We start from the raw sequence: 10,046 nt of genomic DNA, 5'->3' as shown, positions 1-10,046 counted from the left end.
GGCCCAGGACGCCGCCCTCTCAAGGCGGTAGCGCCGGTTCGAATCCGGTCGGGACTACCACGATCACAAGCTGTGCGAAGGTCCCGTCGTCTAGTGGCCCAGGACGCCGCCCTCTCAAGGCGGTAGCGCCGGTTCGAATCCGGTCGGGACTACGTTCACCCAAACGCTCCGGCGCGTCAAGCACCGGGGCGTTTTTCGCGTTCCCAGGGACGCTCGAAAACCCGAGGGACGCTCGAAAAACGGAACAGGGCCCCGCGCGGATCGTGCGGGGCCCTGGCCGTGGTGGCCTCAGGCCGAGGAGCGGGCCTTGAACAGGGCGCGGCGGGCCGCCTTGGCGATCTGCTTGTCGGGGTGGACCTGGGAGATCAGGTCGAGCAGCTCCTCGACGTGCGCGTGCGGGATCTTCCAGATCACCTCGAGAAGACCGTTGACCATGTCGGGCCCGATGTCCCGCAGGCTGCTGACGAACTCCGAACGCCCCAGCCCGGCCGAGATCGTCCACATGTCGAGGATCAGCCAGTGGGTGTCGTCCTGGGTGGGCTCGGGCGCCCCCTCGACCCCGAGCTGGCTCAGGTGCGTCGCCGCGTACGGCCGCAGGGACGGCTGCTTGAGCGCCTCCTGCCAGGCCGGGACGGCGGCCTCGCCCAGCGTGCCCACCACGCTGGCCGCCTGCACCCGGATCAGGGCGTCGCTCTCGTCCTCGGCCGCCGCGTCGAGCAGCTCCTCGGCTGCCTTGGCCGGCTCCCTGAGCCGCATCCAGGCGGCGAACTCGGCGTCGGCCTCGTCCTCGGGCAGCTCGGCGCTCAGCGCCAGCAGCTCGTGGGCGCTCATCGACTCGATCGCGGGCCGGGCGTCGACCTCGATGTCGGCGTCGTCCACCAGGTGGACGACGCCCTCGGTGCCCAGCGGGGTGAGACGCACGGTCGTGCCCTCGACCTCGACCATGCCGTAGCCGGTCAGCCAGTCGATGGCGGGGGCCAGCGGGTCGCCGGCCGCCTCCCAGGCGTCGCCGCCCAGCTCGTCGAGGTCGGCGGCGGCCTCGGCCAGCTCGCGGGCCAGGTCGTCGCGCTCGCGCGAGCCGCCGGCCAGCAGCAGCCTGACCAGCAGACCCCGGGTCAGGCCGGCCAGCGCCATCGTCAGGTCGTCGTCGTCGAGTTCGGGGTCGCCGTAGTCGACCGAGTGCAGGCCGAGCATCCAGGCGTCGAGGACGTCCTCGTCGTCGTCGAACGGCCACTCGGAGGTGTCGTCCTGGACGGCCACGGTGTTGCCCTCGCCCGGTTCGAGGAACTCCAGGTCGACGGCGAGGTTCCAGATGTTCCAGAGCTGCGGGACCGCCTCGGCCACCGGGCCGTCGGTCTCGGGCCTGGGCAGGCCGACGGCGGCCAGCGCCTCCTCCACCTCGGCGTCGGTGAGCAGGGTGTCCTCGCCGACGCGGCGGCCGGAGCCGACCCACAGCGCCAGGTCGCGGGCCTTGGCGACCAGCGGGGACCGGCGGGCGGCCGCGGCCAGCTCAGAGTCGGGGCGCAGCCTGATCGTGTCGAGCTCGGCCAGCTCGTCGGCGAACGCCTCGAAGTCGCCCAGGTCGCCGGTCTCCTCCTCGTCGTCACCCGCGCCGTCGTCGTCGAGCAGGTCTTCCATGAGTTCGACGAACTCGTCCTCGACGTCGTCGAGCTCGGCCTGCAGGTCGGCGAGGGAGTCGGAGCCCTTGGCGAGCCTGCCGGTCTGGGAGAGGAACGTCAGGTACGCGTCGACGGCGGGCAGCATGCCGTCGGCGGCGGCGTCGGGATCCTCCACGACCTTCGGCATGCGGTCGAGCAGCAGGTTGCGCAGGTCAGCACGCTTCCACGTGCCGAGGTCCTGCGAGAAGGCGAGACGGTGCCAGAGTGCGGCAGGCCCCACGAGCTCGGGGTCGCTTCCGGGCGCGTTGGAACGCGCCCACAGGATGAACTCTTCGAGCAGGGGTCGCAGCTCAGTGGCGGCTACCTCGATGCGATCTGTCACGCACTCAGGCTAGTGCGCCCGCGAGGCAGTCGGCCCCCGAAATACGAGCTTTCGCCGATCATGACGTGCGGCGCATGGCCTCGGTGATGCGTTCGGCGGCCGCCATGACGGGCACGGCGTGCAACCGACCGGGCGCCCGGGTGAGCCGCTCGATGGGCCCGGAGACCGAGACGGACGCGATCACCTTGCCTCCGCTGCCCCTTATGGGGGCGGACACGCTGGCCACCCCCTGCTCGCGCTCGCCGACGCTGTGGGCCCACCCGCGGCGGCGCACGGAGGCGAGGGTGGCGGCGGTGAACTTGGCGCCGCGCAGGCCCCTGTGCAGCCGGTCGGGCTCCTCCCAGGCCAGCAGGATCTGGGCCGCCGAGCCGGCCGTCATCGGCAGCGCCGAGCCCACCGGGACGGTGTCACGCAGGCCGCTGGCCCGCTCGGCCGCCGCCACGCAGACCCGCTCGTCACCCTGGCGCCGGTAGAGTTGCGCGCTCTCGCCGGTCAGGTCGCGCAGCTGCATCAGCACGGGCGAGGCCACCGCGAGCAGCCGGTCCTCGCCGGCCGCCGTGGACAACTCCGCGAGCCGCGGCCCGAGCACGAATCTGCCCTGGGTGTCGCGGCTCACGATGCGGTGGTGCTCAAGTGCGACGGCCAGCCGGTGGGCCGTGGGGCGGGCCAGGCCGGTGGCCTGGACGAGCTGAGCCAGGGAAGCGGGACCCGCTTCGAGGGCATTGAGTACAAGAACGGCCTTGTCGAGTACTCCGACTCCGCTAGAGTTGTCCATACACCGATACTGCCGTCTCGACATATGAGAAAGCAAGTCGGAGGCAATCTCAAGGAGGAGATCATGGGCCGCACACTGGCCGAGAAGGTCTGGGAGCAGCACGTCGTCCGCCGTGCGGAGGGCGAACCCGACCTGCTCTACATCGACCTGCACCTCATTCACGAGGTGACCAGTCCGCAGGCGTTCGACGGACTCCGTCTCGCCGGCCGGAAGGTGCGCAGGCCCGATCTCACCATCGCCACCGAGGACCACAACGTCCCGACCGTGCTCGGCCCGATCTCCGACCCCGTCTCTAAGGCCCAGGTCGAGACGCTGCGCAAGAACGCCGCCGAGTTCGGCATCAGGCTGCACCCGATGGGCGACGCCGGCCAGGGCGTGGTGCACATCATCGGCCCGCAGTTCGGCCTGACCCAGCCGGGCATGACGATCGTCTGCGGCGACTCCCACACCTCCACCCACGGCGCCTTCGGCGGCATCGCGTTCGGCATCGGCACCTCCGAGGTCGAGCACGTGCTGGCCACCCAGACGCTGCCCGCCTACCGGCCGAAGACGATGGCCATCGAGGTCTCGGGCGAGCTGCCCGCCGGCGTCACCGCCAAGGACCTGATCCTGGCGATCATCGCCAAGATCGGCACCGGCGGCGGCCAGGGCTACATCGTCGAGTACCGCGGCGAGGCCGTGCGCAAGCTCTCCATGGAGGGCCGCATGACCGTCTGCAACATGTCCATCGAGGCGGGCGCCCGCGCCGGCGTGATCGCCCCGGACGAGACCACGTTCGCCTACCTCAAGGGCCGCCCGCACGCCCCCGAGGGCGAGCTGTGGGACCAGGCCGTCGAGTACTGGAAGTCGCTGCGCACCGACGACGACGCCGTGTTCGACAAGGTCGTGGAGATCGACGCCTCGACGCTGACCCCGTACGTCACGTGGGGCACCAACCCCGGCCAGGGCCTGCCGCTGGGCGAGTCCGTGCCGAGCCCCGACAGCTTCGCCGACCCGGTCGAGCGCTCGGCCGCCGAGCGCGCCCTTGAGTACATGGGCCTGACCGCGGGCACGCCGCTGCGCGAGATCGAGGTCGACACCGTGTTCGTCGGCTCGTGCACCAACGGCCGCATCGAGGACCTGCGCTCGGCCGCCGAGATCCTGCGCGGCCGCCAGGTCCGCACCCGCACGCTGATCGTGCCCGGGTCGATGCTGGTCAAGCTCCAGGCCGAGCAGGAGGGCCTGCACGAGGTGTTCAAGGCCGCCGGCGCCGAGTGGCGCGAGGCCGGCTGCTCGATGTGCCTCGGCATGAACCCCGACACGCTCAAGCCCGGCGAGCGCAGCGCCTCCACCTCCAACCGCAACTTCGAGGGCCGCCAGGGCAAGGGCGGCCGCACCCACCTGGTGTCGCCGCAGGTCGCCGCCGCGACCGCGGTCACCGGCCGCCTGACCGCCCCCGCCGACCTGTAAGGGAGAACCAGACCGATGGACGCCTTCACCACCCACACCGGTACGGCGGTGCCGCTGCGCCGCAGCAACGTCGACACCGACCAGATCATCCCGGCCGTCTGGCTCAAGCAGGTCAGCCGCACCGGCTTCGAGAAGGGCCTGTTCGCCGCCTGGCGCGAGGACCCGACGTTCGTCCTGAACGACCCCTCCTACGAGGGCGGCTCGATCCTGGTCTCCGGCCCCGACTTCGGCACCGGCTCCTCCCGCGAGCACGCCGTGTGGGCCCTGCAGCAGTACGGCTTCCGCGCCGTGATCGCCGCCCGCTTCGGCGACATCTTCCGCAACAACTCCACCAAGATGGGGCTGCTGCCGGTCGTCCTGCCCGCCGAGAAGGTCGAGGCCCTGCAGGCCGCCGTCGAGGCCGACCCGACGCTGCAGGTGACCGTCGACCTGCTGGAACGCCAGGTCCGCTGGGCCGGCGAGGTCGTGCCGTTCGAGATCGACGACTACACCCGCTGGCGCCTCACCGAGGGCCTGGACGACATCGGCCTGACCCTGCGTCACGCCGACGACGTGGCCGCGTACGAGAATGGTCGGCAGCCATGGCTGCCGACGACCGTCTAGAGGACGACGAACTGGCGCGGCGGTTGCGCGAGGCGCACCGCCGCGTCCGCATGCTCCCCGCCGCCGACAAGGAACGGGCGGCCCGCCGTTACCTGTCCATCTGCGATCTCGCCAAGCGCGATCCGGAAAGGGCGGCCGCCCGGCTCGACGCCTTTCTGGGCGCCCTCGACACGCCACGCGAGGGGGAAAACACGCAGGGTGATTGAGTTCCCCCGCGATCCCGCCTACTTTCGAGCGCGTAAGGGGTTTCTACGTCGAACTCGAGAGCTGGAACCCCGAGCCGTCACTGGGGGAGCAGGACTTTCATGAACAAGCGAGAGCTCGTCGACGCCATCACCGATCGGGTGGGCGACAAAAGGACGGCCACCGAGGCCGTCAACGCGGTCATCGAGGCCATCCAGAAGGCCGTGGCGAGCGGGGACAAGGTCTCCATCACGGGCTTCGGCGCGTTCGAGATGGTGAACAAGCCCGCCCGCACTGCCAGGAACCCGTCGACCGGCGCCGAGATCAAGGTCGCCGAGAGCTGGGCGCCCAAGTTCCGTCCCGGCTCCGAATTCAAGGACCTGGTGAACGAGGGCGGCAAGCAGATCGGCAAGAAGAAATAGTCTCAGCGGACATCACGCCCGGGCGGCCCACGCCCGGGCGTTCGCTGTTTTCCGGGACCGCGTCGTCATTCGGGCGCGGGAATCGGGAACGTCGACAGCGTGATGTAGGTGATCTGCCCGCCGTCGGTCGCCAGGTTGACCCGCTGCCCCGTGCGCAGCAGCAGCAGCGGCCCCGCGTCGAAGGCGCGCGTGCCGAACTCCAGCACCGTCCCGTCGTCGAGGAAGACCGAGCCGGAACGGGTGACCTCGTCGAAGCTGCGTACCGTCGCCTGCACGCCGTCCAGCCTAAGCCGACCGCCGTCCGGCGGGCGAGAGGCGGCCCGGAGGGTCACGCCCCCGGCCACAGGTCGGCGACCACCGCCGCCGTGTGCGGCCCCAGGCCCAGGGCGAGGGCCGCGCGCAGGTCGTCGGGGGTGTCCACGTCCCGCCGGAGCGAGTCGATCCCCGGCACGCACAGCTCCTTCGCGCCGCCGGCCAGGTGCTTGGCCCGCGACTCGCCGCCGAACCGCGGCGTGAACGGCCGCCCGGCCAGCACGCCGTAGAAGGTCGTGCCGACCTCCTGGGCGTCCGGCACGAACGACTGGTCGAACTCGGCCGCCGCGGCCAGCGCCGTCGCCAGCTCGGCCGGTCGCAGGGCCGGCAGATCGGCCTGGAGCGCGCCCACCGCCGCACCGGGCGCGACGCGTACGGCATGGGCCGCGCCCGTGCGCAACGCGGTGTTGAGCCCGCGGTCGGGGTCGTGCACCACCTCCGCGCCCAGCGCCCCCAGCGGCCCCGCCGCGGCCGGATCGGCGGTCACCACGATCACCCGCGCCACCGCCGGGCAGGCCAGCGCCGCGGCCACGGTGTCGCAGGCCACGGCCACGGCCAGCCGCGTACGGTGTGGACCCGTCGCGGCCGCCAGCCGCGTCTTCGCCGCGACCAGCGTCTTCACCGGAATGACCAGAGACCAGCGGTTGCTCATAGGCTTAAGCATCTCGCCTCGACATCCCACGCGGCCAACCGGGAGACTTGGGGCGCACACCGTACGGGTTGGAGGAGACCATGAGCCGCCCCACGCGACCTTCGCGTTTCTGGGAGTCATTCGCCGTAGCGGTGGTCAAGCCGCTGTCGTGGCTCCTGGTCAAGAAGGACTGGCGCAACGGCGAGCGACTCCCGCGCACCGGCGGCATCATCATCGCGGCCAACCACCTGTCCTGGAGCGATCCCGTCCTGCTGTCGCACTTCCTGTTCAACAACGGCCGCTGGCCGGTCATCCTGGCCAAGGCCGTGCTGTTCAAGGTGCCCTTCCTGGGCCGGGCGCTCAACGGCCTGCTGGCCATCCCGGTCGAGCGGGGCAGCAGCGAGGCGGCCAGGTCGCTCAGCTCGTCGGCCCAGCGGCTGCGCGACGGCGCGGCCATCCTGTTCTACCCCGAGGGCACCTGCACCCGCGATCCCGAGCTGTGGCCCATGGTGGGCAAGACCGGCGCCGCCCGGCTGGCGCTGGAGAGCGGCGCCCAGGTCATCCCCATCGCCCACTGGGGCGCCCACGAGCTGCTCCCATACGGCGCCAAGAGGCCCAGGCTGTTCCCGCGCAAGACCTTCCACGTCACCGTCGGCCCGCCGGTCGACCTGTCCAAGTACGAGGGGCAGCCCCTGCGCGCCAGTGTGCTGCGCGAGGCGACCGCCGACATCATGGCGGCCATCACCGAGCAGCTGACCGAGCTGCGCGGCGAGAAGGCCCCCGAAACTCCCTACGATCCCGCCAGGCGGTGATGGCATGACAAAGGCAGCCGTTCTCGGCACGGGCTCGTGGGGCACCACGTTCGCCATGGTCCTCGCCGAGGCGGGCAACGAGGTCACGCTGTGGGGGCGCAGGCCGGAGCTGGTCGAGGCGATCGACAAGGACCACGCCAACCCCGACTACCTGCCCGGCGTGACGCTGCCCGAGGCGCTGCGGGCCACCACCGACCCCGTGCGCGCGCTCGACGGCGCCGACTTCGTGGTGCTGGCCGTGCCCTCGCAGATGTTGCGGCCCAACCTGACCGCCTGGCGCGAGCACATCCCGCCGAACGCGGTCCTGGTCAGCCTCATGAAGGGCGTAGAGCTGGGCACGACCAAGCGCATGAGCGAAGTGATCCGCGAGGTCGCCGAGGTGCCCGAGGAGCGGGTCGCGGTGGTGTCCGGGCCCAACCTGGCCAAGGAGATCGCCCACCGCCAGCCCGCCGCCACGGTCGTCGCCTGCACCGACGAGTCGGTCGCCGAACGCCTCCAGGCCGCCTGCCACCTGCCGCCGTGGTTCCGGCCGTACACCAACACCGACGTGGTCGGGGTCGAGCTGGGCGGCGCGGTGAAGAACGTGATCGCGCTGGCCGTGGGCGTCTCGGCGGGCATGGGCATGGGCGACAACGTCAGCGCCATGCTCATCACCAGGGGCCTGGCCGAGATCTCCCGCCTGGGCGCCGCGCTCGGCGCCGACCCCCACACCTTCGCCGGGCTGGCCGGCATGGGCGACCTGGTGGCCACCTGCACCTCGCCGCTGTCGCGCAACCGCACCTTCGGCGAGAACCTGGGCCGCGGCATGACCCTCGCCGAGGTCGTCGCCGCCACCAAGCAGACCGCCGAGGGCGTGAAGTCCTGCGAGTCCGTCCTTGAGCTGGCCAGGAAGCACGACGTCGAGATGCCGATCACCGAGGTGGTCGTCGGGGTCGTGCACGACGGCATGTCGCCGTCGGAGGCGGGCATGCTGCTCATGTCCCGCTCGCCCAAACCCGAACGGTACGGCCTGTGAATCCGGACGCCACCGCGCGCTCGACTCGCTGTCAGGGGGACACCCCGGTAGATTCGGACGTCATGAGCAAGCCACGCGTCGCCGTCGTTTTCGGAGGTCGCAATTCTGAGCATGCCGTGTCCCTCATGGGCGCGGGCAGCGTGCTGGATGTGATCGACAGGAGTAAGTACGAGGTGATCCCGGTCGGGATCGCCCAGGACGGCAGGTGGGTGCTCGCCGCGTCCGACCAGCGGTTCGCCATCGAGGCCGGGGAGCTGCCCGCGGTCGACACCTCCGGAGCCGCGCTCGCGCTGCCCAGCGGCGGCGCCGGGCTGGTGGCCTACGACCCCGGGAGCATCCCGGTCGAGCTCGGCACGGTCGACGTCGTCTTCCCCGTCATGCACGGCCCGTTCGCCGAGGACGGCACCATCCAGGGCCTGTTGGAGATGGCCGGCGTCCGCTACGTCGGCTCCGGCGTGCTGGCCAGCGCCGTCGGCATGGACAAGGCGCACATGAAGACCGTGATGGCCGCCGCCGGGCTGCCGATCGGCCGTTACGTCGTCGTCCGCGACCGCGACTGGCGGCTCAACCGCGAGTGCGTGCTGAAGGAGGCCGAGGAGCTCGGCTTCCCGGTGTTCGTCAAGCCCGCCAGGGCCGGCTCCTCGCAGGGCATCTCCAAGGCCCACGACCGCGCCGAGCTGGAGGCGGCCGTCGAGTCCGCCCGGGTGCACGACCCCAAGGTGCTGATCGAGGCCGCGATCGAGGGCCGCGAGATCGAGTGCGCGGTGCTGGAGTCGCTCGGCGACGAGCCCGCCGCCGCGTCGATCCCGGGCGAGGTCAAGGTCGAGGGCGGCCAGGAGTTCTTCGACTTCGAGGCCAAGTACTACCCCGACCAGATGTCGCTCACCGTGCCCGCCGACATCCCGGCCGAGACCGCGGAGGAGCTGCGCGCGATGGCCGTACGGGCCTTCGAGGCGCTCGACTGCGAGGGTCTGTCCAGGGTCGACTTCTTCTACACGCCCGACGGCCGGCTGATCTTCAACGAGATCAACACGATGCCCGGGTTCACCTCGTTGTCGGTCGCGCCGCAGCTCTGGGCGGCCTCGGGGCTGTCGTACCCGCAGCTGGTCGACCGGCTGATCCAGCTCGCGCTGTCGCGCTCACCCGGCCTGCGTTGAGACGGCCCGCCCGATCGGCCCCGACAGCTCGGCCAGCACGTCGGGCGCCGCGTGGTCGCCGCCGACCGTGACCTCCACGTACGTGGGCGCGGCCACCGCGGTGAACAGGGTTGGCTTGCCCGGATCGGCGAACCAGCCCACCCCGTCGATCTCCCGGAGCTGGTCGGTCGGCGCCATCCGGGCAGGCCGCGGCACACCACAGCGCACCGCGATGGACGCCTCCCCCCAGACCGCCACGTACGGCGAGGCCGGCTCCGACGTGCCGCGCTCGGCGCCGTCGAGCGTCTTGGGCAGCAGGGACGCGAGCCTGTCACAGGCCGCCGCAGCCTCCCCCGAAGGCTTGGGCGGATCGACCTGCACCACGCCACCGCAGCCGGCGAGTGCCAGAAGAAGGAACAGAACGGCGGCGGCGCGCATGGAACCCAGACCTCGAATGTGTCAGATATGAACGATCGGACACGTAAGAGTACGCGTGATCCCCTCCACCGCCTGAATCTGCGCCACGACCAGCTTGCCGAGCTCGTCGACGTTGCGCGCCTCAGCGCGGACGATCACGTCGTAGGGCCCCGTCACGTCTTCCGCCTGGGTGACCCCCGGAATTCCGGAGATCTCCTCGGCAACGGCGGCGGCCTTGCCGACCTCGGTCTGAATAAGGATGTAGGCCTGCACCATCACGTCCTCCCGGG

General features: G+C 71.3%; 13 protein-coding genes and 1 tRNA gene. 8 read left to right on the top strand and 6 right to left on the bottom strand.

What is annotated here, in order from left to right:
- The first annotated feature begins 79 nt into the window (after positions 1-79).
- Positions 80-152, top strand: a tRNA-Glu gene (locus tag ACWCSD_RS18780).
- Between the two features lie 136 nt (positions 153-288).
- Here ACWCSD_RS18780 and ACWCSD_RS18775 read toward each other — a convergent pair.
- Positions 289-2,001: a hypothetical protein gene (locus ACWCSD_RS18775; protein WP_397164616.1), complete on the bottom strand. Its 1,713-nt coding sequence runs from the start codon at positions 1,999-2,001 to the stop codon at positions 289-291.
- Positions 2,002-2,059: 58 nt separating this feature from the next.
- Complete coding sequence (locus ACWCSD_RS18770) at positions 2,060-2,776, bottom strand: IclR family transcriptional regulator (protein WP_352319070.1); 717 nt, start codon at positions 2,774-2,776, stop codon at positions 2,060-2,062.
- Positions 2,777-2,839: 63 nt separating this feature from the next.
- Between ACWCSD_RS18770 and leuC the strand changes: the two genes are divergently transcribed.
- From leuC to ACWCSD_RS18750, 4 genes are all read left to right on the top strand, one after another.
- On the top strand, positions 2,840-4,225 hold the full coding sequence (gene leuC, locus ACWCSD_RS18765; protein WP_352319072.1) for a 3-isopropylmalate dehydratase large subunit: 1,386 nt from the start codon (positions 2,840-2,842) through the stop codon (positions 4,223-4,225).
- Between the two features lie 15 nt (positions 4,226-4,240).
- The gene (gene leuD, locus ACWCSD_RS18760; protein ID WP_358288536.1) at positions 4,241-4,828 is read left to right on the top strand and encodes a 3-isopropylmalate dehydratase small subunit; all 588 of its coding nucleotides are present in this window, start codon (positions 4,241-4,243) and stop codon (positions 4,826-4,828) included.
- The gene (locus ACWCSD_RS18755) at positions 4,807-5,034 is read left to right on the top strand and encodes an SCO5555 family protein (protein ID WP_352352162.1); all 228 of its coding nucleotides are present in this window, start codon (positions 4,807-4,809) and stop codon (positions 5,032-5,034) included. Before leuD ends, ACWCSD_RS18755 begins: the two co-directional genes overlap by 22 nt.
- Before the next feature lie 99 nt (positions 5,035-5,133).
- Positions 5,134-5,433 carry an HU family DNA-binding protein gene (locus ACWCSD_RS18750; protein ID WP_352352161.1) on the top strand — a complete coding sequence of 100 codons (300 nt, stop codon included), beginning with the start codon at positions 5,134-5,136 and terminating at the stop codon, positions 5,431-5,433.
- 65 nt (positions 5,434-5,498) lie between these two features.
- Here the strand turns inward: ACWCSD_RS18750 and ACWCSD_RS18745 are convergent, their stop codons facing one another.
- Both ACWCSD_RS18745 and cofC read right to left on the bottom strand, forming a co-directional pair.
- Positions 5,499-5,708, bottom strand: coding sequence for a hypothetical protein (locus ACWCSD_RS18745; protein WP_352324833.1), 210 nt, complete (start codon positions 5,706-5,708; stop codon positions 5,499-5,501).
- A gap of 53 nt (positions 5,709-5,761) precedes the next feature.
- Positions 5,762-6,397, bottom strand: coding sequence for a 2-phospho-L-lactate guanylyltransferase (gene cofC / locus ACWCSD_RS18740; RefSeq protein WP_449916376.1), 636 nt, complete (start codon positions 6,395-6,397; stop codon positions 5,762-5,764).
- A gap of 80 nt (positions 6,398-6,477) precedes the next feature.
- Between cofC and ACWCSD_RS18735 the strand changes: the two genes are divergently transcribed.
- The 3 genes from ACWCSD_RS18735 (at position 6,478) to ACWCSD_RS18725 (ending at position 9,360) form a co-directional block, all read left to right on the top strand.
- Positions 6,478-7,188, top strand: coding sequence for a lysophospholipid acyltransferase family protein (locus ACWCSD_RS18735; RefSeq protein ID WP_358288530.1), 711 nt, complete (start codon positions 6,478-6,480; stop codon positions 7,186-7,188).
- A gap of 4 nt (positions 7,189-7,192) precedes the next feature.
- Complete coding sequence (locus tag ACWCSD_RS18730) at positions 7,193-8,203, top strand: NAD(P)H-dependent glycerol-3-phosphate dehydrogenase (protein WP_352352158.1); 1,011 nt, start codon at positions 7,193-7,195, stop codon at positions 8,201-8,203.
- A 62-nt stretch (positions 8,204-8,265) separates the two neighbouring features.
- Positions 8,266-9,360, top strand: coding sequence for a D-alanine--D-alanine ligase family protein (locus ACWCSD_RS18725; RefSeq protein ID WP_358288524.1), 1,095 nt, complete (start codon positions 8,266-8,268; stop codon positions 9,358-9,360).
- On the opposite strand, the gene ACWCSD_RS18720 is transcribed toward ACWCSD_RS18725, so the two are convergent.
- Both ACWCSD_RS18720 and ACWCSD_RS18715 read right to left on the bottom strand, forming a co-directional pair.
- Positions 9,343-9,777, bottom strand: coding sequence for a DUF3515 domain-containing protein (locus tag ACWCSD_RS18720; protein WP_449916372.1), 435 nt, complete (start codon positions 9,775-9,777; stop codon positions 9,343-9,345). The two genes, ACWCSD_RS18725 and ACWCSD_RS18720, sit on opposite strands and share 18 nt — an antisense overlap.
- 21 nt (positions 9,778-9,798) lie before the next feature.
- The gene (locus tag ACWCSD_RS18715) at positions 9,799-10,032 is read right to left on the bottom strand and encodes an Lrp/AsnC family transcriptional regulator (RefSeq protein ID WP_125637145.1); all 234 of its coding nucleotides are present in this window, start codon (positions 10,030-10,032) and stop codon (positions 9,799-9,801) included.
- Positions 10,033-10,046 lie beyond the last annotated feature (14 nt).

The sequence above is a fragment of the Nonomuraea sp. NPDC001684 genome, from assembly GCF_053596515.1.
Note: the sequence above shows the minus strand (reverse complement) of the source record. Positions and strands in the feature narration are given on the sequence as shown.

Bases quoted from the DNA above. Each gene is read 5' to 3' on its own strand.
- ACWCSD_RS18770 (WP_352319070.1), bottom strand. From the start codon at position 2,776: ATGGACAACTCTAGCGGAGTCGGAGTACTCGACAAGGCCGTTCTTGTA.
- leuC (WP_352319072.1), top strand. From the start codon at position 2,840: ATGGGCCGCACACTGGCCGAGAAGGTCTGGGAGCAGCACGTCGTCCGC.
- leuD (WP_358288536.1), top strand. From the start codon at position 4,241: ATGGACGCCTTCACCACCCACACCGGTACGGCGGTGCCGCTGCGCCGC.
- ACWCSD_RS18755 (WP_352352162.1), top strand. From the start codon at position 4,807: ATGGCTGCCGACGACCGTCTAGAGGACGACGAACTGGCGCGGCGGTTG.
- ACWCSD_RS18750 (WP_352352161.1), top strand. From the start codon at position 5,134: ATGAACAAGCGAGAGCTCGTCGACGCCATCACCGATCGGGTGGGCGAC.
- cofC (WP_449916376.1), bottom strand. From the start codon at position 6,397: ATGAGCAACCGCTGGTCTCTGGTCATTCCGGTGAAGACGCTGGTCGCG.
- ACWCSD_RS18735 (WP_358288530.1), top strand. From the start codon at position 6,478: ATGAGCCGCCCCACGCGACCTTCGCGTTTCTGGGAGTCATTCGCCGTA.
- ACWCSD_RS18730 (WP_352352158.1), top strand. From the start codon at position 7,193: ATGACAAAGGCAGCCGTTCTCGGCACGGGCTCGTGGGGCACCACGTTC.
- ACWCSD_RS18725 (WP_358288524.1), top strand. From the start codon at position 8,266: ATGAGCAAGCCACGCGTCGCCGTCGTTTTCGGAGGTCGCAATTCTGAG.
- ACWCSD_RS18720 (WP_449916372.1), bottom strand. From the start codon at position 9,777: ATGCGCGCCGCCGCCGTTCTGTTCCTTCTTCTGGCACTCGCCGGCTGC.
- ACWCSD_RS18715 (WP_125637145.1), bottom strand. From the start codon at position 10,032: ATGGTGCAGGCCTACATCCTTATTCAGACCGAGGTCGGCAAGGCCGCC.